At 34.5% G+C, this 23,168-nt stretch carries 26 protein-coding genes; 11 read left to right on the top strand and 15 right to left on the bottom strand.

From position 1 onward, the window contains the following. Positions 1–36: 36 nt before the first annotated feature. The 3 genes from JMUB898_RS09795 to JMUB898_RS09805 all read right to left on the bottom strand — a co-directional run bounded on the left by JMUB898_RS09795 (position 37) and on the right by JMUB898_RS09805 (position 2,701). Positions 37–1,164 carry an NADH-dependent flavin oxidoreductase gene (locus tag JMUB898_RS09795; RefSeq protein ID WP_002441797.1) on the bottom strand — a complete coding sequence of 376 codons (1,128 nt, stop codon included), beginning with the start codon at positions 1,162–1,164 and terminating at the stop codon, positions 37–39. 336 nt (positions 1,165–1,500) lie between these two features. Then, positions 1,501–1,881, bottom strand: a complete 381-nt coding sequence (ygs, locus tag JMUB898_RS09800; RefSeq protein ID WP_002441796.1) for a S1 domain-containing post-transcriptional regulator Ygs — start codon at positions 1,879–1,881, stop codon at positions 1,501–1,503. A gap of 226 nt (positions 1,882–2,107) precedes the next feature. Further along, entirely contained in the window at positions 2,108–2,701 is a 594-nt protein-coding gene (locus tag JMUB898_RS09805; protein WP_002441794.1) for a peptidylprolyl isomerase, read from the bottom strand. Between the two features lie 65 nt (positions 2,702–2,766). On the opposite strand from JMUB898_RS09805, the gene JMUB898_RS09810 reads away from it, so the two are divergent. The 9 genes from JMUB898_RS09810 to JMUB898_RS09850 all read left to right on the top strand — a co-directional run bounded on the left by JMUB898_RS09810 (position 2,767) and on the right by JMUB898_RS09850 (position 10,482). Further along, the gene (locus JMUB898_RS09810; RefSeq protein ID WP_002441791.1) at positions 2,767–3,147 is read left to right on the top strand and encodes a kinase-associated lipoprotein B; all 381 of its coding nucleotides are present in this window, start codon (positions 2,767–2,769) and stop codon (positions 3,145–3,147) included. A 184-nt stretch (positions 3,148–3,331) separates the two neighbouring features. Beyond that, the gene (locus JMUB898_RS09815; RefSeq protein ID WP_037541244.1) at positions 3,332–5,737 is read left to right on the top strand and encodes a Na+/H+ antiporter subunit A; all 2,406 of its coding nucleotides are present in this window, start codon (positions 3,332–3,334) and stop codon (positions 5,735–5,737) included. Beyond that, complete coding sequence (mnhB1, locus tag JMUB898_RS09820) at positions 5,730–6,158, top strand: Na+/H+ antiporter Mnh1 subunit B (protein WP_126501993.1); 429 nt, start codon at positions 5,730–5,732, stop codon at positions 6,156–6,158. Before JMUB898_RS09815 ends, mnhB1 begins: the two co-directional genes overlap by 8 nt. Continuing rightward, positions 6,158–6,505, top strand: a complete 348-nt coding sequence (gene mnhC1 / locus JMUB898_RS09825; protein ID WP_044466322.1) for a Na+/H+ antiporter Mnh1 subunit C — start codon at positions 6,158–6,160, stop codon at positions 6,503–6,505. Before mnhB1 ends, mnhC1 begins: the two co-directional genes overlap by 1 nt. Further along, positions 6,492–7,988, top strand: a complete 1,497-nt coding sequence (gene mnhD1, locus JMUB898_RS09830) for a Na+/H+ antiporter Mnh1 subunit D (RefSeq protein WP_002441782.1) — start codon at positions 6,492–6,494, stop codon at positions 7,986–7,988. Before mnhC1 ends, mnhD1 begins: the two co-directional genes overlap by 14 nt. A 1-nt stretch (position 7,989) precedes the next feature. Further along, positions 7,990–8,469: a Na+/H+ antiporter Mnh1 subunit E gene (mnhE1, locus tag JMUB898_RS09835; protein ID WP_002441780.1), complete on the top strand. Its 480-nt coding sequence runs from the start codon at positions 7,990–7,992 to the stop codon at positions 8,467–8,469. Then, positions 8,469–8,762, top strand: coding sequence for a Na+/H+ antiporter Mnh1 subunit F (gene mnhF1, locus JMUB898_RS09840; RefSeq protein WP_002441778.1), 294 nt, complete (start codon positions 8,469–8,471; stop codon positions 8,760–8,762). The genes mnhE1 and mnhF1 overlap by 1 nt, the downstream gene beginning before the upstream one ends. Then, positions 8,740–9,096 (top strand): Na+/H+ antiporter Mnh1 subunit G, encoded by a 357-nt coding sequence (gene mnhG1, locus JMUB898_RS09845; RefSeq protein ID WP_002441776.1) that lies wholly within the window; start codon positions 8,740–8,742, stop codon positions 9,094–9,096. Before mnhF1 ends, mnhG1 begins: the two co-directional genes overlap by 23 nt. Positions 9,097–9,324: 228 nt before the next feature. After that, positions 9,325–10,482, top strand: coding sequence for an NAD(P)-binding domain-containing protein (locus JMUB898_RS09850; RefSeq protein WP_002441774.1), 1,158 nt, complete (start codon positions 9,325–9,327; stop codon positions 10,480–10,482). Positions 10,483–10,560: 78 nt separating this feature from the next. Here the strand turns inward: JMUB898_RS09850 and JMUB898_RS09855 are convergent, their stop codons facing one another. From JMUB898_RS09855 to JMUB898_RS09880, 6 genes are all read right to left on the bottom strand, one after another. Continuing rightward, positions 10,561–10,935, bottom strand: coding sequence for a PaaI family thioesterase (locus JMUB898_RS09855; protein ID WP_002441773.1), 375 nt, complete (start codon positions 10,933–10,935; stop codon positions 10,561–10,563). A gap of 22 nt (positions 10,936–10,957) precedes the next feature. After that, the gene (locus JMUB898_RS09860) at positions 10,958–12,274 is read right to left on the bottom strand and encodes a Na+/H+ antiporter family protein (protein ID WP_037541241.1); all 1,317 of its coding nucleotides are present in this window, start codon (positions 12,272–12,274) and stop codon (positions 10,958–10,960) included. A 215-nt stretch (positions 12,275–12,489) separates the two neighbouring features. After that, a complete protein-coding gene (locus JMUB898_RS09865) occupies positions 12,490–13,971 on the bottom strand; it encodes a M17 family metallopeptidase (protein ID WP_002441768.1) in 1,482 nt (493 codons plus the stop codon). Positions 13,972–14,079: 108 nt separating this feature from the next. Then, entirely contained in the window at positions 14,080–15,288 is a 1,209-nt protein-coding gene (locus JMUB898_RS09870; protein WP_002441766.1) for an NAD(P)/FAD-dependent oxidoreductase, read from the bottom strand. A gap of 431 nt (positions 15,289–15,719) precedes the next feature. After that, positions 15,720–16,079: a HesB/IscA family protein gene (locus JMUB898_RS09875; protein ID WP_037541238.1), complete on the bottom strand. Its 360-nt coding sequence runs from the start codon at positions 16,077–16,079 to the stop codon at positions 15,720–15,722. A gap of 76 nt (positions 16,080–16,155) precedes the next feature. Then, positions 16,156–16,401 carry a YuzB family protein gene (locus JMUB898_RS09880; RefSeq protein ID WP_037541236.1) on the bottom strand — a complete coding sequence of 82 codons (246 nt, stop codon included), beginning with the start codon at positions 16,399–16,401 and terminating at the stop codon, positions 16,156–16,158. 313 nt (positions 16,402–16,714) lie between these two features. On the opposite strand from JMUB898_RS09880, the gene JMUB898_RS09885 reads away from it, so the two are divergent. Next, positions 16,715–17,779, top strand: a complete 1,065-nt coding sequence (locus JMUB898_RS09885; protein ID WP_002441759.1) for an NAD(P)/FAD-dependent oxidoreductase — start codon at positions 16,715–16,717, stop codon at positions 17,777–17,779. 60 nt (positions 17,780–17,839) lie between these two features. Here the strand turns inward: JMUB898_RS09885 and JMUB898_RS09890 are convergent, their stop codons facing one another. Next, positions 17,840–18,160, bottom strand: coding sequence for a YuzD family protein (locus tag JMUB898_RS09890; RefSeq protein WP_002441758.1), 321 nt, complete (start codon positions 18,158–18,160; stop codon positions 17,840–17,842). Between the two features lie 99 nt (positions 18,161–18,259). On the opposite strand from JMUB898_RS09890, the gene JMUB898_RS09895 reads away from it, so the two are divergent. Beyond that, positions 18,260–18,502 carry a NifU family protein gene (locus JMUB898_RS09895; RefSeq protein WP_002433501.1) on the top strand — a complete coding sequence of 81 codons (243 nt, stop codon included), beginning with the start codon at positions 18,260–18,262 and terminating at the stop codon, positions 18,500–18,502. A 162-nt stretch (positions 18,503–18,664) separates the two neighbouring features. On the opposite strand, the gene dltD is transcribed toward JMUB898_RS09895, so the two are convergent. Genes dltD through JMUB898_RS09920 form a run of 5 tightly spaced genes read right to left on the bottom strand, consistent with a single transcriptional unit; the run spans position 18,665 to position 22,990 of the window. After that, complete coding sequence (gene dltD, locus JMUB898_RS09900) at positions 18,665–19,906, bottom strand: D-alanyl-lipoteichoic acid biosynthesis protein DltD (RefSeq protein ID WP_044466325.1); 1,242 nt, start codon at positions 19,904–19,906, stop codon at positions 18,665–18,667. Beyond that, positions 19,903–20,139 carry a D-alanine--poly(phosphoribitol) ligase subunit 2 gene (dltC, locus tag JMUB898_RS09905; RefSeq protein ID WP_002433359.1) on the bottom strand — a complete coding sequence of 79 codons (237 nt, stop codon included), beginning with the start codon at positions 20,137–20,139 and terminating at the stop codon, positions 19,903–19,905. Before dltC ends, dltD begins: the two co-directional genes overlap by 4 nt. Before the next feature lie 17 nt (positions 20,140–20,156). Beyond that, positions 20,157–21,371: a D-alanyl-lipoteichoic acid biosynthesis protein DltB gene (dltB, locus tag JMUB898_RS09910; RefSeq protein ID WP_044466326.1), complete on the bottom strand. Its 1,215-nt coding sequence runs from the start codon at positions 21,369–21,371 to the stop codon at positions 20,157–20,159. Then, on the bottom strand, positions 21,368–22,825 hold the full coding sequence (dltA, locus tag JMUB898_RS09915) for a D-alanine--poly(phosphoribitol) ligase subunit DltA (RefSeq protein WP_044466327.1): 1,458 nt from the start codon (positions 22,823–22,825) through the stop codon (positions 21,368–21,370). Before dltA ends, dltB begins: the two co-directional genes overlap by 4 nt. A 15-nt stretch (positions 22,826–22,840) precedes the next feature. After that, a complete protein-coding gene (locus JMUB898_RS09920) occupies positions 22,841–22,990 on the bottom strand; it encodes a teichoic acid D-Ala incorporation-associated protein DltX (RefSeq protein ID WP_002441749.1) in 150 nt (49 codons plus the stop codon). Between the last annotated feature and the right edge of the window lie 178 nt (positions 22,991–23,168).

A 23,168-nucleotide genomic window follows, 5' to 3' on the forward strand; every position in this document is an offset into this window, starting at 1 on the left:
ACATGTTAAAAGTAGAACTTGGATTAAACTTATTTCCTATTTATCTTTACGTGGTAATGGATAAAATCCTTCATTGAATTGTTGCCATAAATTTGGTGGTAGATGATGCTTATCTTCTCTATTAGGATCGAATTCGTTAATAATTTCATCTTCACGACCGTCTTTAATTTTACCAACGAAGTCATAGTCAAGTAAGATTTCTCGTCCTAATGCAACTAATTCTACACCCACGTCATTGACAGCATGTAACGCATCATCAGGTGTAAATACTGAACCTATACCCACAAGCGGCATACGACCATTAATCCAATGATGGATAAGTTTAAGACGATTTTCTCCTTTATATTTACCTTCACGTGTTTCAGAATCAATATCCATGATGGATACATGAATATAATCTAGTGGTTCATTAGCGATTTGGTTAATTAATTGTTCAGTGATTTCCATTGAAATGCCTGGTGATTCAACTTCTTCTGGTGATAATCTATAACCGATAATAAAATCATCAGAAGCGTATTCTTTCTTAGCTTTAACAACTTCATTAATTACAGCCATTGGGAATTTGAGGTTATCAGCCCATACATCGTTTCTTCTATTATAATAAGGAGAAACAAACTGATGAATAAGATAGTGGTTAGCACCATGAATTTCCACACCATCAAACCCTGCTTCAATTACTCTACGTGTAGCTTCACCAAAATCTTTAATAGTTTGTTCGATTTCATCTGATGTCATTTCACGTGCATCATGAGCTTCTTCTTGTCCAAAACTTTTAAGGGTCATAGGACTTGGAGCTACAACATCACCTTGAGGTGTTAAGTTAGGTAGTGATTGTGCGCCACCATGATGAATTTGAACGAGCGCTTTAGCACCATTTTTCTTCATTGCTTGTGCGAGTGTTTTTAATCCTTCTATATCTGAATCATGCGCAACTGATGGCTGTCCTGGAAAAGCTTTTCCTACATCGTTAACATTACTTGCTGCATTGATAGCTAAACCGACATCTTTAGAGCGCTTCTCAATATAAGGTACTTCCACATCAGAAATCGTACCATCATCATTTGATGAAATATGGGTTAACGGAGCTAAAACAAATCGATTTCGTAACTCTACGCCATTCGGTAAAACGACTGGTTCGAATAAAGGTTCATATTTACTATTCATGTTATTGATACTCTCCTTATTTTAATGCTGTCATGAATATATCATGTAAGTTTCATACAACCCTAATTATTTGCTTGCACGTGCATATAAAACTAGCCAATACAAAAAGATGAGTTACAATAGCATACTTCCTATTGTTAAGCCCCTTTGTCGCGGGCATGACATGAGAGAAATACGGAAATATCATTTCGTAAAATGATTTTCGTTATCTCCCCATCTCCCTAAATATAAGAAAAAACGATAACCTTCACGAGATAATGTCGTAAAGATTATCGTTATTATGTGATTACTTGTCCTTCGCAAGCTTCATCACATATGGCACGAATGTACAGTCATTCAGTCATTACGAATCGCACGTTTTGACTGTTTGATCCAGACCGGTAAGCGTTCTTCAAGTGTTTGAAACCCATACTTTTCCGTCTCTCTTATTTCATCTAAGACTGACTGCTTTTCTTTTTTACGTTCATAATTTTTAAAGTAATCATTATCCTTTAAAGACAAGTTCAGTTTACCTTCTTCATCGATTGATAAAATTTTAGCTTTAACAACTTGCCCTTCAGATAGAAATTTCTTCAAGTTATGGACATAATCATCCATGATTTCAGAGATATGGATAAGTCCTTCAGTATGGTCAGGGGTCTCAACAAATGCGCCATACGGTTGAATACCAGTCACACGTACCTTGATATGTTGACCTACTTTGTAGTGATTATTCAACGTGATAACCCCTTATTTCGATTTTTCTTAACACACATATCATAGCATAAATCATTTTTTTGGACTAACTAAAACGATAATAAATTTCAATTATTCTAAAAATTATTGTGCGAAACGTAATGCTACCCCACTCGACTTCTAAGATTAACCAAAATAAAAAAGCTTTAAGTCGCATGGTTTGCATCAACACATTACAACTTAAAGCTCAAACGTTTATCTTTTAAATTTATTCTTCAACATCAATTGATTCGATAACCACGTCATAAACTGGTTTATCTTGTGCACCAACTTTTGTATTCGCAATATCTTCTAAAGTAGATTCACCATCAATTAATTGACCAAATACAGTATGTTTTTGATCTAACCAAGGTGTACCGCCCTTTTCACCATAAGCTTCCACAATTGGTTGTGGCCAGCCACCGTCAAGTAATTGATTTAACATATTTTCAGGAACTTCTTTCATTTGAACGACAAAGAATTGAGAACCATTTGTATTAGGTCCAGCATTTGCCATAGAAAGTGCCCCATATAAATTGAATGCTTCTAATGAAAATTCATCTTCGAAAGCACCACCATAGATACTTTCACCGCCCATACCTGTAGCTGTTGGGTCACCACCTTGAACCATGAAATCATTGATTACTCTGTGGAATGTCACACCATCATAGTATCCATTTTTAGAATGTGTAACAAAATTTTCAACTGTTTTAGGTGCAATGTCTGGGAATAACTTAAATGTCATGTCACCTTTGTTCGTATGCATGATAACTTTAATTTCATTATCTTGAATCTCTTTATTTAACTGAGGATAGTTCGTCATTTAAATTCTCCATTCGTGTTATGATATATGCATATATTAACACATTTGAAAGGTAGGAATATAGCATGTTATATCGATTTGCTCACAAGACAGGAAGCTACGGTGTGAGTATTAAAGAAGATGATGGTGATCAAGTCTTAGTCCAAGTGGAACAAGTGATTAAACATCCTAAACAAGGTGATTTGCACAATCCAAATGAAACTGAAGGTGTCTTCTTCCATGAACGCAAAGCACTAAGTCACTTCGAAAAACGTTACGCCAAACGTTCACAACTAAGAGAATTCAACGTTGAAGAAATGAACTATGAAGATTCACTTCAACAAGCCATTACAAATTTAGAACACCAATTAGAAGAAGACGATTCTGAACATGCACGTCTATCACTTAAAAATTTAAACGCACTTAAAGAAGATTATTCAATTCAATATAAAAGAAAATTCACATAAAAATCATATTAAAATAACATCAATAGACATGAATTTATAAAAATTTTTACCCAAATTTTGACGTGTTTCTTCTTATTTAACAGTCCTTTAAAATCAATGCCCATAAGCGTTGACGAGGTTTTTCAGAAGAAGTTCATTCATGTATAATGTTATTCATAAATATATTTTAAAGGAGGACAACATAGTGAGTTGGTTACATATTGCGGTACTCCTACCGTTAATATTTGCACTCATTATTCCTATCCTATATCGATTCGTTAAACGTATACACTTAGGATGGTTTGTATTACCTGTCCCAATTGTCTTATTTATTTATTTTATTTCTTTAATTTCAATAACGATGTCAGGTAATACCGTAATGAAAACCTTAAATTGGATGCCACATTTTGGAATGAACTTCAATTTGTATGTGGACGGTCTCGGACTGTTGTTTAGTTTACTCATCACAGGTATAGGTAGCTTAGTTGTTTTATATTCTATTGGCTATTTAAGTAAATCTGAGCAACTCGGGAATTTTTATTGTTATTTATTACTATTTATGGGCGCAATGTTAGGAGTTGTACTCTCTGATAACTTAATTATTTTATATCTATTTTGGGAGTTAACTTCATTTTCTAGCTTTTTACTTATTTCATTTTGGAGAGAGAAGAAAGCTTCTATATATGGTGCGCAAAAGTCACTTATCTTAACAGTGTTAGGTGGACTTAGTTTATTAGGAGGTATCATCCTCTTATCTTTAGCTGCAGATACATTCAGCATTCAAACAATGATTGAAAAAGCGAGCGAGATTCAAAACAGTCCATACTTTATCTTAGCAATGATACTTGTTATGATTGGCGCATTTACAAAATCGGCTCAAGTCCCATTTTACATATGGTTACCTGATGCAATGGAAGCACCTACCCCAGTAAGTGCCTACTTACACTCTGCGACAATGGTTAAAGCAGGTCTTTATTTAGTAGCAAGAATGACACCTATCTTTGCCATTTCTGAAGGTTGGGTGTGGACCATCACTTTAGTAGGTCTTATCACACTATTTTGGGCATCGCTGAATGCAACGAAACAACAGGATTTAAAAGGAATCCTAGCGTTTTCAACTGTGTCTCAACTTGGTATGATTATGTCAATGTTAGGTATTGGTGCTGTGAGTTACCATTATCAAGGTGCTGATAGCCAGCTGTATGTTGCAGGTTTTGTTGCTGCAATTTTCCATTTAATTAATCATGCTACATTTAAAGGTGCATTGTTTATGATTACTGGTGGTGTAGATCACGCTACAGGTACTCGTAACGTTAAGAAATTAGGTGGATTACTTACAATCATGCCAATTTCATTCACGATGACTATCATCACCGCATTAAGTATGGCTGGTGTGCCACCATTTAATGGTTTCTTATCTAAAGAGAAGTTTTTAGAGGCTATGATTGATGTTACTCATGCAGATTTAATGAGCTTAAACACATTAGGTATTATTTTCCCAATTATTGCGATAGTAGGAAGCATATTTACCTTTGTTTATTCTATTAAATTTATTATGCATATATTCTTTGGGAAATATAAACCTGACAGTTTACCGAAATCTGCACATGAATCATCAATGTTAATGCTTTTATCTCCAATTATTTTAACTATATTAGTTGTGGTATTTGGACTTTTCCCAAGCATATTAACTCAATCAATTATTGAACCTGCAACACAAGCAGTAAGTCAAACAACTGGAATCACTGCTGAATTCCATCTTTTCCATGGGATTACGCCAGCATTTATCTCTACTTTAGTCATCTATGTGGTCGGAATTTTACTTATTCTTACATTTAGTTATTGGGTTCGTTTACTTGAAGCACAACCTAATCAACTTAAGTTTAACTATTGGTATGACACGACAGGTCGTGTAGTTCCAGGCTATTCTGAAAATATAACAAATAGCTATGTTACAGGTTTTACTAGAAATAATTTAGTCATTATTTTTGGCATCTTAATACTACTTACATTCGTAACCTTATTAAGTGTGCCATTTCACATTACCTTTAAAGATGTAAGTCAGCTTCGTATATTTGAAGGTGGCATCGTGATATTCTTACTTATTGCCTCATTCTTGATTATATTTGCGAAATCACGCTTATTTAGCATTATTATGTTGAGTGCAGTCGGTTATGCAATATCTGTATTATTTATATTCTTTAAAGCACCGGATTTAGCCTTAACTCAGTTTGTAGTTGAGTCTATCTCAACAGCTTTATTCTTATTATGCTTTTATCATTTACCTAACCTTAACCGCTACAATGAAAAGCCTGCATTTAAAGTTACGAATGCTTTGATTTCTATTGGCGTAGGTTTAGTAGTCATTATTTTAGGTCTAATCGGTTATGGAAATAGACATTTTGGCTCTATCACGAAGTATTATCAAGATCATGTTTACGATTTAGCACACGGCAAAAATATGGTGAACGTTATCCTTGTTGACTTCCGTGGCATGGATACATTATTCGAATCATCTGTATTAGGTATCGCCGGTTTAGGTGTATATACAATGATTAAGTTACGCCTTAAACAGAAAAATCAATCAAGCGAGGTGACTGACCATGAATAGACAAAAGAATAACTTAATGTTTCAATACGAAGCTATCGTCATTTTCTTCATGGTCATCGTCTTTGGATTCTCACTATTTCTAGCTGGACACTATACACCCGGAGGAGGATTCGTCGGAGGTTTATTATTTGCGAGTGCACTTCTAGTCATTACAATCGCTTTCGATGTTAAAACAATGCGTAAAGTCTTCCCGTTAGATTTTAAAATTCTAATAGGTGTAGGTTTGTTATTCTGCGTAGGTACGCCTATTGCCAGTTGGTTCATGTCAAAAAACTTTTTCACACATGTCACTTTTGACATTCCGTTACCCCTTCTTGAACCTATGCATATGACGACTGCGATGTTCTTCGACTTTGGGGTACTTTGTGCAGTAGTAGGAACTGTAATGACAATTATTATTTCGATTGGAGAGAACGAATAGTGGAAATTATCATGATATTTGTTAGTGGTATTCTCACAGCAATTAGTGTCTATCTCGTTTTGTCTAAAAGTTTGATACGAATTATTATGGGGACTACGCTACTAACACACGCTGCAAATTTATTTTTAATTACTATGGGCGGTTTGAAACATGGTACGGTTCCTATCTATGAAAAAGGAACTCCGAGCTATGTCGATCCTATCCCACAAGCACTAATTTTAACTGCTATCGTTATCGCATTTGCTACAACAGCATTTTTCTTAGTTCTTGCCTTTAGAACTTATAAAGAACTAGGTACAGATAACGTTGAACGTATGAAAGGAGCGCCGGAAGATGACAGAGAGTAACTTGCTCGTTTTAACGCTTGTGATACCTATTCTAACTGCAATTTTACTCATCTTTATTGGAAAGCGCCCGATAATCAAGCGTTATGTTGCACTGATTGGTTCAGCACTCACACTCATTGTGGCTATCATTAATTTAAGAAATGTATTACACGATGGTCCTTTAAAAGTAGAATTAGGTTCATGGAAAGCACCATACAGCATTGTGTTTGTATTAGATGTTTTTAGTGCTTTACTTATCATCACAAGTATTGTTATTACGATTTTAATTATTTTATATTCATATCGTTCCATTGGTATAGATCGAGAACGCTATTACTATTACTTTTCTATCATGTTTATGTTAATCGGTATTATCGGTGCATTTACGACTGGTGATATCTTTAACATGTTTGTATTCTTTGAAGTCTTTTTAATGTCTTCATATTGTTTATTAGTTATCGGTACCACGAAAATTCAACTCCAAGAAACAATCAAATATATATTAGTGAATGTCGTATCGTCATCATTCTTTGTTATGGGTGTCGCGGTACTTTATTCAGTAGTTGGTACTTTAAACTTAGCACATATTAGTGAAAGATTATCTAATCTATCTGTTCACGATAGTGGTCTCGTCAATATCGTCTTTATCTTATTTATTTTCGTCTTTGCCACTAAAGCTGGTGTATTCCCTATGTATGTATGGTTACCAGGTGCGTATTATGCCCCACCGGTTGCTATTATTACATTCTTTGGTGCACTACTTACCAAAGTGGGTGTATACGCCATTGCAAGAACATTGAGTTTATTCTTCAATAGTACGGTTAGCTTTTCACACTATGTGATTCTTTTCTTAGCGTTACTGACAATCATTTTCGGATGTGTGGGCGCAATAGCCTATTACGATACGAAGAAGATTATTCTTTACAATATTATGATAGCGGTTGGCGTTATCTTAGTTGGCGTTGCCATGATGAACGAGGCAGGAATGATGGGCGCAATATACTATACGATTCACGATATGTTAGTTAAAGCTTCACTGTTCTTACTCATCGGAGTGATGTATAAGATTACGAAATCGACCGATTTACGCAAGTTTGGTGGTTTAATTCAAGGATATCCTATTTTAGGATGGACATTCTTTATCGCTGCATTGAGTCTTGCTGGTATACCACCGTTAAGTGGTTTTTACGGGAAATTTTATATTGTTCAGGCTACATTTGAAAAGGGATTCTACCTAAGCGGCATCATAGTCCTCCTATCTAGCTTAATTGTTCTATATTCAGTGATTCGAATCTTCCTCAAAGGTTTCTTCGGCGAGGCAAGAGGCTATGATACAACGCAGAAAGTGAATGTCAAATACCTGACTACAATTGCAGTAGTATCGACAGTAATTACAGTCCTATTCGGATTATCGGCAGATGTACTGTTCCCTATCATTAAAGAAGGCGCTGAAACATTTACTGATCCAAATATTTATATTCATAGCGTTTTAGGAGGTAAATAATATGGCCGCACAATTTATCGTAAACTTATTAGTCGCAATGATTTGGTTATTCGTTACAGACAGTTACACGTTAAATAACTTTGTATTGGGCTTCATCTTTGGCCTTGTTCTTGTCTACCTTCTACATCGTGTCATGCCAGGTCGATTCTACTTGGTAAGAGTGTATCGCATCATTATGTTAGTGCTCACATTTTTAAGTGAATTGATTAAGGCTAATTTTGATGTCCTGAAAATTATTTTAAAACCAAGTATTACGAATAAGCCAGGATTCTTCGTGTATGAAACAGACCTCAAGACAGATTGGCAAATCGTATTACTTTCAAATCTCATTACATTAACTCCAGGGACGGTAGTATTAGGTATCAGTGATGATCGCAAGAAAATCTATATCCATGCGATTGATTTTAGTACTAAGGAAGAAGAAGTAGAAAGTATCAAATCATCTCTAGAAAAGGTAGTAAGAAAGGTGGGTGAAAAATAATGACACATAACATATTTATCATCATTGCACTCATTATTGTCGTATTATCAATGTTAGCAATGCTTGTACGTGTCATTTTAGGCCCTTCTTTAGCCGATCGTGTAGTTGCATTAGATGCGATTGGACTACAATTGATGGCAGTCATTGCCTTATTTAGTATTTTACTAAATATTAAATATATGATTGTAGTTATTTTAATGGTAGGCATACTCGCCTTTTTAGGGACGGCAGTCTTTTCTAAATTTATGGATGAAGGTAAGGTGATTAAGCATGATAGCAACGATCGTCACTAGTATTGCAATAATTTTTGTCGTACTAGGTGCTTTAATAAGTGCCTTTGCAGCCATAGGTTTATTACGACTAAAAGATGTATATTCTAGAGCACATGCTGCTGGTAAAGCAGCAACGCTTGGTGCCATGTTCTTACTCTTCGGTTCTTTCTTATATTTCATTGGTACTGAAGGTTATGTCAATATGCAATTAATTATTGGAATTATCTTTGTCTTTATCACCGGTCCCCTTTCAAGTCATATGATTATGAAAGCAGCTTATAATATTCAAACACCTTATAGTAAAGAAACAAAAGTAGATGAAATAAAAGACGATATGAAGGATACGAAATTGTAGAATTCATGCGATATGCCCTCAAAAGTTGGAAGAAACCAATTTTTGAGGGTACTTTTTTGTGAAAATCTCCTATTTGAGAGCACTACACAACATCTTTCTCTTAATTTGCAAGTTAGTCGTATGCGCCTTACTTTCCGATAATTATTTTGTACTCTTGGATGAAATATGATACTATTTAAATCGTAATTATTTCGATTTAACTTTTCAAAAAATAAAGGAGCGGTTTGAATGCATTGGACAATTATCGGTGGTGGTATTCAAGGAACAACGGCAGCAATCAAATTAAGACACGAAGGTTTAGAAAAAGATCAATTGACCATTATTGATCCTTATATAACTTTATGTGAACAATTTAATCAGTTCACCCAGCGTATTAGCATGCCTTTCTTGAGGTCACCATTTGTGCATCATATACATCCCCAACCCTTTCATCTCAAGCAATACGCAAAATTAAATCAATACACCTCAGCTTATTACGGTCCATACAAACGTCCTCAAAGAGATATGTTTATGCATCATGTTCATGATTTAGTGCACCAGTACGAACTCAATGATTGTCACATTCAAGGTACCGTATCTAAATTAAACCGCCATAGAGGTAAGTGGCAAGTCCAATTAAAGAGTGGCAAGATGGTCACGACTGACTGTGTTGTGATTGCAAGTGGATGTAATCATAAGCCTTTCATACCTGAACAATTTAAAGAGAATGCAAAGGTTACTCACATATTTGATCTTAATTACAATGCTGAAATAGACAATAAGACAAATCATGTTGTTGGTTCTGGTATATCTGCTGCACATTTAACTTTGAAATTATTAAACCATCAAAATAGCGATGACATCATACATCTTTGGCTTAACAAACAAATTGAAATACATGATTTCGATGCAGATCCAGGATGGTTGGGTCCTAAACGAATGAATCAATTATCAGTGATTTCATCATCTGCAGAACGGATGAAGCTCATTGAGCAAGAACGCCATAAAGGGTCAATGCCTATGGAGTTATTCTTACGTTTGAAGAAGCATGAACAGACCGGTAGATTACAGCTACATCATTCACCTATTGATGAGGTGCGTTCTAATCAAATTATTTCTGAAGGTCACACTTATCCTTACCAACACATCCTACTTGCAACTGGATTTGTAAATCAGTTAGGTGCTCAACCATTTGTGCGCGCTCTGATTCACGAAGAAGATGCCCCGCTAAATGAGTGTGGTTATCCATCATTAACGTATGATCTTGAGTGGCTACCACAATTATTTGTGATGGGCGGACTTGCTGATCTTGAATTAGGTCCCTTTGCTCGAAACATTATGGGTGGTAAAGAAGGTGCTGAACGTATTAGTAAAGCGTTAAGCCGTTTAAGTAAAAAGATATCGTAGTATAAAAGAAGCGCGTCCTTAGATTGTAAACTAACATGTTTTTTAACAATCTAAGGACGCGCTTTATTTGTATAATATTTATTTGATTGGTTTGATGGCTATTGTACCTCGCATAATGCTGATTAATTGATGATTGTCATCTTTTATTTCAACGTTCCATACTTGAGTTGATTGACCTTGATGCACAATCGTTGCAGTTGCAGTTACACGACCTTCTCTTGTAGAGCGTATATGATTCGCATTCATTTCTAAACCTAAAGGTATATATTGATTTGTATCTATTAAATTTGCTGCTCCCATAGAGCATGCTGTTTCACCTAAAGCTAGACTCGCCCCACCATGTAAATAACCGAAAGGCTGTTTTACCTTGTCAGTGACTGGCATAGAAATGATTACCTTGCCGTTGTCTTCATTTTCAATTCGCATTTCAAATGTCTCTAAAAGATTCGTCATGCTTTACACCTCATTTCATATTTTATAGTACCATAGCAGCTATCGTACCAAAAATCATTAGAGGTATATTATAGAATAAGAAATTCGGCACACATGTGTCACGAATATGATCGTGTTGACCATCAATATTTAGCCCTGCCGTTGGACCTAATGTTGAATCACTAGCGGGTGAACCTGAATCACCTAATGCACTCGCTGTACCAATGAGCGCAATCAGTGCCATCGTATCAAGACCAATGGATGCACCAAACGGTATAAATAATGACGCTATAATTGGAATGGTCGCAAATGAAGAACCAATGCCTAACGTAACGATAAGACCAATCACGTACATCATTATAATACTAATCAATTTATGATCACCTGTCAGACTCGTTAAACCTTTCACTAAGGTATCAATATCTCCTGTCGCATTCATCACTCCAGCAAATCCATTTGCCGTTAAAATAACTACACCAATGTAGGCCATTATTTTAATACCATCTACAAATTGTTCGTCTAATTCATACCACTTATATACTCTTGAAACAAAGAAGACAAGTACACCTGCAAGTGCACCAAATATCATAGAATCTGTAAATGTTTGAACTAAGAAAGTAGCTAATATCGCAATGACAGTCACGATTAACACATAAGGCTTTAATTCAGTCACTGTTTCACGATTGTTCACATTGCGTTGCTCGTAATCACGTGGCTTTCTATAAACGATAAGGCCTAATATCAGCCCTACAATATAACCCATTGATGGAATCAACATCGCTTTCCAAATCATGTTAAATTCAATTGGATGATGTGCCTTTTGGAAACCGCTTTGAATAATTTGTTGGAAAATTTGACCGAAACCATAAGGAAGTAGAACATATGGCCAACATAATCCAAAACCAATGACTAGACCAATGAGTCGTCTATCGATCCTTAAATCATTAAATAAACTAATTAATGGTGGTATAACAATTGGAATAAATGCGATATGTACTGGAATTAAGTTTTGACTCATAATACTCATTGCTAATAATGCAATTATAATGATGACTTTCACTTTTATTCGAGAGAGCCTACTATTTTCAGAGTGAATGCCTTCAATGATTTTACCGACTAAGTAATCAGTAATCCCACTATAAGAAATGAGTGCCGCAAATCCTCCTAATAAAGCATAACTCAATGCAACTTCTGCACCGTCTGTAATATTCTTTCCAAATACACTAATAACTTTCTCAACACTCATGCCAGAAATTAAACCACCCACAAGTGCACTGATAAATAAACTAATGACTACGTTTAATCTACATAGACATAACACAATCATTAGTATTACCGCTATGACAACTGCATTAACCATGACGCTCTCCATCCTTTATCACTCTATCGAACTAAAGTATTTATAATCTACATAGTAGCAATACATGATTTCAATGTCAATGTTAAAAGAGATCAGTCGCTTACGTTTTCCCCGGACAAAAATTCATAATTAAAATATAAACTTTGAAGGGAATTTTCCGTCATCCGACTAATCTCTAAATTTATATTGTTATCCATTTCTATGAGTGAATATATTTATTTATATTGCTGTTTCATCCATTCAATTACAGTAGGAATCATATAGCCTGTAGGTCCTTTAGGTCCTTTGAATGTAGCTCTGTTAATCGTAGCAGGTCCTGCAATATCAAAATGAATATGTGGCGTCTGACCACTAAAGTGAGTAATAAACGCTGCTGCAAATAATGCTTTACCATGCCCATTTGTGTGATTAACTAAATCCGCAACATCTGATTTCTTTATTAATTGCCCTTCCGTTTCTGTCACTGGTAATTCAAATACCTTTTCATCAACAGCCCTTGCAGTATCTAACAAACTGTTGATTTCATTTTCAGCGTGAGAGTGAAAGGCAGCTGCCTTATCTTCGCCAAGTGCTACTACTGCAGCTCCAGTTAATGTTGCAAAATCCAATATAAGATGAGGTTGGAATTGTGTGGCATAAAATACAGCATCTCCCAATACCATACGACCCTCAGCATCACTATTTAACATTTCAACTGTCTCACCATTTAATGCAGTAAACACATCATCAGGTTTCATAGAGGCTTCGTTAATCATATTCTCAGCAGAAGCAATAATTCCTACCACATTCACAGGTAAACGTAATTTCGCGATGCTATCTATCATACCCACGACATTCGCAGCCCCGCACATATCAAATTTCATCGTCTGCATACCCATCTTAGACTTTATACTATAGCCGCCTGAATCATATGTAATTCCCTTACCAACTAACGCAAGTGGCGCTTCGTCTTTCTTGCCACCGTTATATGTCATCGTAATTAATCTTGGACCATTTACAGAACCTTTACCTACCGCATGAAGGAGACCAAACCCTTCAGACACAATCGTTTCAGCATCTTTAATATCTACCGTAACTTCACTTTCTTTAAAATGATCATCAATTTCTTCGGCAAAGTATTTCGGTGTCAGAATATTCGGAGGCATTTGACTCAATTCTCGCGCAAGATTAATAGACTGTCCTAATTGCTGACCTTCTTGAATATAAGAATCTATATCTTTATGAGTAGTTTGGATACTAATATTTAGTTGATACGGTGCCTTTTTATCTGATTTATAATTATCGAATTGATAAATGGCTTGTTCACTTTGTAAGCCGAACGCTTTAGCGACTTCTGAAGGATGATTATATTTAGAGATAAACGTATCTAAGAGTAGCTCTGCTTCATTGATATGTTCTGCCTTTATATATTGAAAAGTATGCCCCCATACCTTTAATAATTGTTGATATGACAGATTTTTTAAGTTACCTAATCCAACTGTTAACAAACGTTTAGGTTGATTATTTATATAAAACATAGTTGAAGATACTTTTCCTACTGAACTACCAATAATGTGATGCTGTTTTAACGTTTCAAGTTGGTCGGTCATTGATTCGTCATAGTATTTCACATCATTTAATTGATTAATATGATCTGGTAAACCAATCACAAGTGTTTCTATAGGCTGTTTAGATTCTTTATTGATTTGAAAATTCATTATCTTCCTCCGTTCCACATGTGTGTATGTATATTGTGATATAAATATTAAAAAACCTCCCGCTCATGAGCAGGAGGCAAAATACATGATATGTTAATATGATTTAGTTTAGAATTTACCTTTTTTGAAAGCTAAACCTATGCCACCAATTTTGAATACAGCACGTGTATCAATGACTTTCTTCATGAATGCAGCTTTTTTACCTGCAATATCTCTGCCATAAACGATACCTACACCATCATGAGAACCTAATGAGCAAACTGTACCACGGTTAACATAGTGGAAGTCTTCTTTAGCTTCACCATTTAAGATATGTTTAATATTTTTAGCAACATGTTCACCTTGTTGCATCGCAATTTGTGCTGTAGTTGGTAATGGACGTTCTTCTCCTTCAGGAATAAACGCTGAACAGTCACCAATTACAAAGATATCGTCATGACCTTCGATAGTTAAATCTTGTTTGTTGATGATACGTCCACGTTTAACACCTTCAAATGATTCTTCCATTAAGTGGCTACCACGAACACCAGCAGTCCAAACTGAAGTACCAGCTTCTAATTGTTGTTTTTCTCCGTTTACTTCTACTACGAAACCTTTGTCGTTACAAGCAACGATTGGCGTAGCAATTTTAAATTCTACACCGCGGTCTTCTAAGAAGTTTACAGCATAGCTAACAAGTTCGTCAGAGAACATTGGTAACATTTTAGGTGCAGCCTCAACACAAGTAATTTTTACTTTGCTTTGGTCAATACCATATTTACTGCATAATTCTGGAATTCTTTCAGTTAATTCACCTAAAAATTCAATTCCAGTAAAGCCAGCTCCACCTACTAAGATTGCTAAATCTTTGTCATCTTTTTCTTTAGAAGCTGCATAGTTAGCAAATTTATCTTCAATGTGACGAGATAATTTACGAGAAGTTAAAACGTTCTCAATTTGGAAAGCATAGTCTTTCATACCATCAATGCCAAATGTTTCACTTACGAATCCTAATGCTACAACTAAAACATCGTAGTCGTATACACCTTTATCAGTTTCAACACGTTTAGCATTGCGATCAATTTTTGTTACTTCAGCAACAACAAAATTTACTTTATCTTGTTTTAAAGCACTTTCAACTGGATACATTAAGTCTTCATAGTTGATAGTACCAGCAGAAGCTTCATGTAACCATGTTGATTCATAATGATATTCATTTTTGTTGATTAAAGTAATTTCTGCTTCATCAGTAGAAATTTCTTTTTGTAATTTAGTAACAGTTTGTAAACCAGCATAGCCGGCACCTAAAACTAATACTTTCTTACGATTTTGAGCCATCTCTAATTCACCTAAGCTTTCATAATATTTTAACCAAAATGAAGATTAAGGCTATAAACTTATGACAAAGTAAATTGCCTTATCATTATAGACTTCCTCGACATCTTAAATTATAACGTCTTTTAATCAGGCAAAATCTTTAGTTGTTCACACAAAAGACAATTTTTAATCCAACTATAATTTTATAGCTTTTACACTACATTTTCAAGTTACAACAAGCGAGATTGTGAAATTTTTAATTTAACGAATGCTTCCTAAAATGAATTGTAAATGTGTACCAATTTTAATTAAGAGACGATCCATTAAATTAAATATTATCCAAACAGTTACACACTGACTTATACCCTTTTAAACATTTTTAAAATACAAAAAAGCAACCTATCTAGGTTGCCTTAAAACAAAATCATTGTATTTAATTTGTTATAGGATAATTAACATTGTTCAGGGTTTCCTGAAACTTTAGCTGTTTTAAATGAACTGCCACAACCACATGAAGCGATGGCATTCGGGTTATCGATTTGGAAACCGCCACCCATTAATGATTGTTTAAAATCAATTGTCGTACCATTTAAAACTGGGGCGTCATATTTATCTACGAGCACTTTAAGTCCATAATACTCTAACACTTCGTCATTATCGCCAGGTGTTTCTTCAGCAGACATACCGTATGTTAACCCAGTACATCCACCGCCATTTACTTTAATTTTTAAATAGCCATCTGACATATCATTACTTGCTAACATATCTTTCACTTCATAAGCTGCTGCTTCTGTTAAGATTACCGTTGGCATATTACTACCTCCCAAGATCATTCTCTCTGATAATAAAATTCTACTAAATCTATTCTAATATGTTTTGCTTTTCTCATTAAAACATATTCGTAATATCATTTTCTTCAATATGTTTATAAATGTTATTTAATAAATCATCCGGTGTATCACCTTCAACAATATCACCATCGACAAGTGCATACAACCCACTAGAACATATCCCACAATTTTGTAGGCATCCATATTCTAATACGTCAACATCTGGATCATTTTCTAGTTTTTCGTAGACAATATCTCCGCCCTTTGCCATATTCGAGACACAAAATTCTACTAACGGAAACATAAGACACCTTCTTAATATTTATTAGTTCACATATTATAACAAAGTTACTGCCTCTATGACTATCCGTCAGCTTGACGATTTCTACAACCTACATTTTTACTATTTTTACAAATTAAATTGCATTCTACATTTGTTTGTAGTCATTTTGAAAAACCGATATAATAGTGTTACACATACATATTTACTTTAAAATTCAGGGGTTAAGTAAATATTACGAAAGTTATCTTTGATGTTAACGGGTACATGAAAGATATTTTAAAAAGGGTCTCAATAATTAATAAATAAAATATGTTGAATAAAGGGGTATAAGGTAATGAAAAACTTAGTATTACTAGGCGGGGGTTACGGTAATATGCGAATTATGTCACGTATTTTACCTAATTCAATTCCCGAGGGGTACAACGTGACGTTAGTCGATCGTATGCCATTCCACGGTTTAAAGCCTGAATTCTATGCATTGGCAGCAGGAACGAAATCCGACAAAGATGTGCGCATGCGCTTTCCTGATAATAACCAAATTAATACGGTTTATGGAGAAATAAATGACATCGATTTGGACGCACAAATTATCTCAGTAGGAAATTCAAAAATTGACTACGATGAACTTATTATAGGTCTTGGTTGTGAAGATAAATATCATAATGTACCAGGTGCAGAGGAATACACGCATAGTATTCAGACTTTGTCTAAATCTCGTGATACTTTCCACAGTATTAGTGAATTACCAAGTGGCGCTCGCGTAGGTATCGTTGGCGCAGGATTAAGTGGTATCGAATTAGCAAGTGAGCTACGTGAAAGTCGCTCAGATTTAGAAATCTTACTTTATGACAGAGGTCCACGTATTTTAAGAAATTTTCCTGAAAAGTTAAGTAAATACATATCAAATTGGTTCTCAAAACATAATGTTACTGTAGTACCGAATTCAATCATTGATCGCGTTGAACCAGGGAAAATTTATAATAATGGAGAACCAGAAAACATTGATTTAGTAGTATGGACTGCTGGTATCCAACCTGTTGAAGTAGTTAGAAATTTACCTATCGATATCAGTAATACCGGACGTGTCATTCTTAATCAATATCATCAAGTTCCAACATACAAAAATGTTTACGTCGTAGGCGATTGTGCAGATCTTCCTCATGCACCAAGTGCTCAATTAGCTGAATATCAAGGCGATCAAATTGCTGATGTGCTCAAGAAACAGTGGAATAATGAACCACTTCCTGAAAAGATGCCTGAAATTAAAATTCAAGGTTTCTTAGGATCACTTGGAGACAAACAAGGTTTCGCGTACATTATGGATCGCACGGTGACTGGACGTTTAGCTTCTATACTTAAGTCCGGCGTATTATGGCTTTATAAATATCATAATGGTTAAATATGTTTATGAAGGCAAGTTCTATTTATTCTAGAACCTGCCTTCAATTTGTATATTCAATTAATTTTCAAAGTGAGCGTCAATAAAACGTGTGACTTGCTTCGTTTGAATGTATCCATCAGCGACATATTCATCGTTCATTGTCACTAAAGGGTAAAATAGCTCATCTTCATGAATTCTTTCAATAAACTGTTCATCATGATCCGTCAAATTCTCTTTATCTTTATTAATATCAATATAGGTGAACTCAAAATGATGTTCAGGAAACTTTCTTTTAAGTAATGGTTGTAACCACTCAAATGTATCTTTTGAGGTTGGTGCATTAACGCAACTCGCACACACCACGTCAGCGCCATACACAACAACACTAATTTTAGTCATCAAAATCCCCCATCTTGTTTTATAGATTTTTACTACTGAATCTATTATAATGAATAAATAATGATTATGAAATAAATGACTTGAAAGGAGACATGTCTCATGCCTACTGAGAATGCAACAATGTTCGATCAAGTAGCTGAAGTCATTGAACGCTTACGTCCATTTTTATTACGTGACGGCGGTGACTGTACACTCGTAGACGTCGAAGATGGTATTGTTAAATTACAACTACACGGCGCTTGTGGTACATGCCCAAGTTCTACAATCACATTAAAAGCTGGTATTGAACGCGCACTTCACGAAGAAGTTCCAGGCGTTATCGAAGTAGAACAAGTATTCTAATTCAATATATAAGAAACGCGATAAGTGCTCTAATGAGCGCTTATTTTTTATAACAAAGAAGCCAAACACTACTTTGTGAGGAATCCCCTGAAAGTTAGATTTTAATCAAACTTTCAGTGACTTACCGATTTGAGTTAGTGTTTGGCTTCTTTTTAATCTTTATTATTTTTTATCTTCTTTTTTCTCATGATGCTTTTGGTCTTTGTGTGTATCGTGTGGTGGTTTATTTTTAGAGTAATCTACTTTTTGATTTTTTGGATCTTGACCTTTCATATGTTTAGCAATTTGTTGATCTACGTAGACCCAACCTTTCCATCCAATATGGACAGCATCACTAATTACATACTTTTCATAATCTTTATTAGTCATATCGTAAATCTTACCACCATTATCGACAACGGTAGAATGAATTTTTTTATAAACGCCTTCACGTCGATCTTTATCAATACCGATATGGTCATACCATCTACCATTGGATGGAATACTTACATATTGTACGTCCGCACCTGCTTCATGCAATGTTTGTACTAATAATTTTAAGTCATCGAATTCAGGAGAATTAATATTGAACTCATAATCACGTTTAACTTTACGTTTATTTTCTTTAATTAATTTCCAGTAAGGATCTCTAATATCAAAACGATTTGTTTTAGTATTTGCCTTACCGATATCAACCGCTTTATCTTTCATCTCATCCCATGATGCATCCTCTTTAGTAGCAGGTTTAACATGTGCTAATGGAGGTTGCTTGAATGAGAATAAAGATTTAATCGCTTCAATTTTAACAAGTTGATTTTCTTTGAATGCTGAAATGTAATTGCCTGAAACGTCTTCAGGATGTTTCGCTTGCTCTCTTAAATAAGGTTTGTTGTGAGCATGCGGGAATTGTAATAATCTTTGTGCATAACGTTTCTTTAAGTCAGCTGGCATATCCTTCTGATTGAACATTTGGTTGATTTGAGTTTGAGACATACGAGCATCAAAATTTTGGTTCGTTAAACCATGGTTTGTAAACCATTGTGGAGAAATTATAAATGTTAATTTCTTACCCTTAAGTTGATCGTATTGAGATGCCAATTCAACAGCATTAATCAAATCTGTTGATCCACCTGTACCGAGTAAAAATGTTTGTTTGCTTGAATTGTGTTTATTCAAAGCAATTGCCGGATTAAATGGATCGTCTTTACCAAGTTCACTTGAACCAAAGATAGGATAATACTTATTTGACTCAAATAATTTATTTTGAATGAGCGTGCCTTTTAAAACTTGATCAGTTAGAGAAATTCTATTATCAGCTAGCGTTTTATTCGTTACTAGTCCTGTAAACCAACTGGCTGGTAAAAGAACAAAAATAATGAATATCACGCCACTGATTAAGATAGGTAAAAAAGGTTTAAATTTCATCGTAATTCTTCTAATGCTTCTACGATTTTATTTGGAGTTGCCCACTCATCTCTATCAAAGTCCATAATTGAAACTTCAATATCTAATTTATTTTGAATTTCCAAAAGTAAACCAACTGTTTGGAATGAATCAATAATTCCTTCTTCAAAGATTTCAACGTCTGGGTTTTCTTTTACAATATCATTTTCAGCAACTTCTGCTAATAAATCTAATACTTGATCTCTAAATTCCATAATTAATTACTCCTTTATTAAATAAATTTACCTGAGAAAATTAAGAATCCAAATGTTACAAAATGGAATGTAATAATGATACTTAGTGCGGTTGTAAATCCATTTTGCCAACGTGGTGGATGCTTTTTACGCCAACGTTCATAATAGCCATAACCAATGAACAATGCTGCATGGTATAAACCATATACAATGTAATAAACTTCAAGACCGTGCCATACACCCATGATAAAGAAGTTCAAGAAGAATGCCATATTAGACATTGCGAATTGGCTTTTCAATAACTTCTTACGAGACATATAGAATAATGATCTCATGTAAATGCAATCTCTAAACCAGAACGATAAAGTCATGTGCCATCTGTTCCAGAAATCTTTAATATTTCTAGCCTTGAATGGTTGATTAAAGTTCGGTGGCGTTTTAATTCCGTATAAATAACTTACTGCTATCGCAAATAAACTGTATCCTGCGAAATCGAAGAATAAATAGAAACTATACGCGTACATGTATAACCACATGTGCGTAAAGCCATGTAAGTTTAATTGTAACGGATTAACCGCATAAACTTGAATGAAATACGCAATAATGTATTTATATAAGAAACCTAACATAATCATGTGGATAGCTTTAAGAACAAGTTCTCTATATTCTCCACCTGTAGGTACCTTTTTATCGTCTTTAACAAAGCGTTTATAACGATCGATTGGTCCTGAAGAAATCGTTGGGAAGAATGAAATAAATTGAATTAACTTCCCTACTTTAATTTCTTTAATTGAACCATCACGAATTTCCATGATTAATTGAACACTTTTAAATGTGACATATGAAATACCAAGGAATCCAACAAATTCGATTAACTTGCTCTCATGAAAATGAATTTGATGTCCGCCTAACCAAGTACTTTGTAATATTTTAACCAAAGCTAAAGGTAGAATGGATAAAACCATTACAGTTACAAACTTAGCAAATGTATTATTCTTCTGTCTTGATTTATAGTAGAACATAATCAATGCGACTTGCCAAATAACATAAATAATAAAACTCAATAGTTGTACACTTAAATACTTTTGACCGAATAAATTGTGTTTATCTGAAGAGAAGATTAACACAATCATAATGGCAGTACTTATACCGTTATAAATATAACTTCGCTTACCTAAAAATCCGAGTATAATAACTGGAATAAGTACAATAAAAGCAATTAAGAAGAAGGTAAACGTTCCATATGGAATCATCCGTTAACTACCTCTGCAATCTTTTTACGATCTAATTTACCATTTGATGTAAGTGGCAACTGTTCCATCCATTCGAACTTTCTCGGAATCATATACTCTGGTAAGCGAGATTTAAGTTCATGTTTGATGTTCGTCGTCATTGCTAAATTATCTTCAACTGGTTCATGTGGCACAACTGCGCCAATGAGATGTACAACTTTACCATTTTTATAAACTGGTACAACAATTGCTTCTCTTACATATTGAGATTGACGCAATTGTGTTTCAATTTCTTCAAGTTCCATACGATAACCATTAAGCTTGATTTGGAAATCAATACGTCCTTGGATAAACCATTGTCCGTCTTCCTCTTTAGCTTTATCGCCTGTATGATATGTTCTTGTACCATCTTCAAAATTGAATACAGCTGAAGTTTTCTCTTCATTCTTCAAGTAACCTAAGCTCACACTTTGACCTTCAATGACAAGTTCGCCTTCATCTGTTGTTGATAAAGTAGTACCAGGTCTAGCCACACCAACTGGTAATGGATTGTAATGATCTAATATATCTTGTGTAATTTGAATACTAGTCACAGCTACAGTCGCTTCAGTAGGACCGTAAGTATTATAAATTGTAGCGTTAGGATATCTACTTACTAATGCATTCGCTGTTCTATGAGGTAAGATTTCTCCACAGAAGAAGAATTGATTTAAACTACCATATTGTTCCTCATTAAGATTAGGTAATAGTAAACACATTTCTATGAATGACGGAGTTGAAACCCACACATTAATAGGCGTATTGACTAACATTTCATTTAGTAGTTTAGGCTTTTTAATCATATCTTTGTCTACTAAATTTAAAGTTCCGCCTGATGTTAAACATGGGTAAATCGCCATTACAGATAAATCAAACGAGAATGGCGCTTGGTTAAGCCATTCTTTACCTTCGCCTGCTTTATTAAGTGAAACCATCCATTCTGCAAATTCAATCAAACTTGCATATTCGATTTGTACACCTTTAGGCTCACCTGTCGAACCAGATGTAAAAATGGTATAAACAACGTCATTTGTTTTCATTTGGCTATCGAAAACGATTGGAAATTGAGATTCCTTAACGTCTTTGATAGAAATGACTTCAGCAATAGATTGGTCTACATCTTCTTCTGAAGTATTGAAAATATATTCTGGTTGTACCTTTTCAATGATCATTTTCACACGTTCTTCTGGAACTGATGTGTCAATAGGTACATAACCACAACCTGCTTTGATTGCACCTATCATACCTACAATCATGTAAGGAGACATATGACCATATAAGACCATTGGTTTCTTACTATCTTGTAATTGATGCGCTAGCTTACTTGATGCATGATCTAATTCTTTATAAGTTAAGACTTCATTTGTATGTCTAACCGCAATCGCTTCAGGTTGTACCTTAACGAAATGGTTTAACGTATTAATTATTTCTGCCATAATTACTCTCCCTCATTAGAATTCATTATAAATGAAGTTATTATGTGTATCGCCACTACCGTATATTAAATACAAAGCTATAAATATAGCTAAATATAATAATGTTAGTAAGTAAGGCTTCATTTTCTCAAAATGCTTGTTAGGTTCTTTACCTTTAGCTTTCATATAGCACCTCTCAAACTTGGACTATTTTATTCGTTCATAAACAACTATTCTGCTTATATAAAATACGTCTATTAAAATCTAACGTTTTGAACCGTGATTTTTAAAATACAAAGCTACTTTTATATTTTAGTTTTACAATTTATTATAATCGTATTCGAATTATAATTCAATTCAATTT

Origin of the sequence: Staphylococcus caprae (assembly GCF_003966625.1) — a bacterium.
GTDB lineage: Bacteria > Bacillota > Bacilli > Staphylococcales > Staphylococcaceae > Staphylococcus > Staphylococcus caprae.

Excerpts from the sequence above, each read along its gene's own strand:
- dltD (WP_044466325.1), bottom strand. The coding sequence starts at position 19,906 with ATGAAATTTAAACCTTTTTTACCTATCTTAATCAGTGGCGTGATATTC.
- mnhG1 (WP_002441776.1), top strand. The coding sequence starts at position 8,740 with ATGATAGCAACGATCGTCACTAGTATTGCAATAATTTTTGTCGTACTA.
- JMUB898_RS09805 (WP_002441794.1), bottom strand. The coding sequence starts at position 2,701 with ATGACGAACTATCCTCAGTTAAATAAAGAGATTCAAGATAATGAAATT.
- JMUB898_RS09870 (WP_002441766.1), bottom strand. The coding sequence starts at position 15,288 with ATGGCTCAAAATCGTAAGAAAGTATTAGTTTTAGGTGCCGGCTATGCT.
- dltA (WP_044466327.1), bottom strand. The coding sequence starts at position 22,825 with ATGGCAGAAATAATTAATACGTTAAACCATTTCGTTAAGGTACAACCT.
- JMUB898_RS09890 (WP_002441758.1), bottom strand. The coding sequence starts at position 18,160 with ATGACTAAAATTAGTGTTGTTGTGTATGGCGCTGACGTGGTGTGTGCG.
- JMUB898_RS09865 (WP_002441768.1), bottom strand. The coding sequence starts at position 13,971 with ATGAATTTTCAAATCAATAAAGAATCTAAACAGCCTATAGAAACACTT.
- JMUB898_RS09855 (WP_002441773.1), bottom strand. The coding sequence starts at position 10,935 with ATGACGAATCTTTTAGAGACATTTGAAATGCGAATTGAAAATGAAGAC.
- JMUB898_RS09875 (WP_037541238.1), bottom strand. The coding sequence starts at position 16,079 with ATGCCAACGGTAATCTTAACAGAAGCAGCAGCTTATGAAGTGAAAGAT.
- JMUB898_RS09880 (WP_037541236.1), bottom strand. The coding sequence starts at position 16,401 with ATGTTTCCGTTAGTAGAATTTTGTGTCTCGAATATGGCAAAGGGCGGA.
- JMUB898_RS09885 (WP_002441759.1), top strand. The coding sequence starts at position 16,715 with ATGAAAAACTTAGTATTACTAGGCGGGGGTTACGGTAATATGCGAATT.
- JMUB898_RS09920 (WP_002441749.1), bottom strand. The coding sequence starts at position 22,990 with ATGAAAGCTAAAGGTAAAGAACCTAACAAGCATTTTGAGAAAATGAAG.
- mnhE1 (WP_002441780.1), top strand. The coding sequence starts at position 7,990 with ATGGCCGCACAATTTATCGTAAACTTATTAGTCGCAATGATTTGGTTA.
- mnhB1 (WP_126501993.1), top strand. The coding sequence starts at position 5,730 with ATGAATAGACAAAAGAATAACTTAATGTTTCAATACGAAGCTATCGTC.
- dltC (WP_002433359.1), bottom strand. The coding sequence starts at position 20,139 with ATGGAATTTAGAGATCAAGTATTAGATTTATTAGCAGAAGTTGCTGAA.
- mnhD1 (WP_002441782.1), top strand. The coding sequence starts at position 6,492 with ATGACAGAGAGTAACTTGCTCGTTTTAACGCTTGTGATACCTATTCTA.
- mnhF1 (WP_002441778.1), top strand. The coding sequence starts at position 8,469 with ATGACACATAACATATTTATCATCATTGCACTCATTATTGTCGTATTA.
- JMUB898_RS09895 (WP_002433501.1), top strand. The coding sequence starts at position 18,260 with ATGCCTACTGAGAATGCAACAATGTTCGATCAAGTAGCTGAAGTCATT.
- JMUB898_RS09810 (WP_002441791.1), top strand. The coding sequence starts at position 2,767 with ATGTTATATCGATTTGCTCACAAGACAGGAAGCTACGGTGTGAGTATT.
- JMUB898_RS09850 (WP_002441774.1), top strand. The coding sequence starts at position 9,325 with ATGCATTGGACAATTATCGGTGGTGGTATTCAAGGAACAACGGCAGCA.
- dltB (WP_044466326.1), bottom strand. The coding sequence starts at position 21,371 with ATGATTCCATATGGAACGTTTACCTTCTTCTTAATTGCTTTTATTGTA.
- JMUB898_RS09795 (WP_002441797.1), bottom strand. The coding sequence starts at position 1,164 with ATGAATAGTAAATATGAACCTTTATTCGAACCAGTCGTTTTACCGAAT.
- JMUB898_RS09860 (WP_037541241.1), bottom strand. The coding sequence starts at position 12,274 with ATGGTTAATGCAGTTGTCATAGCGGTAATACTAATGATTGTGTTATGT.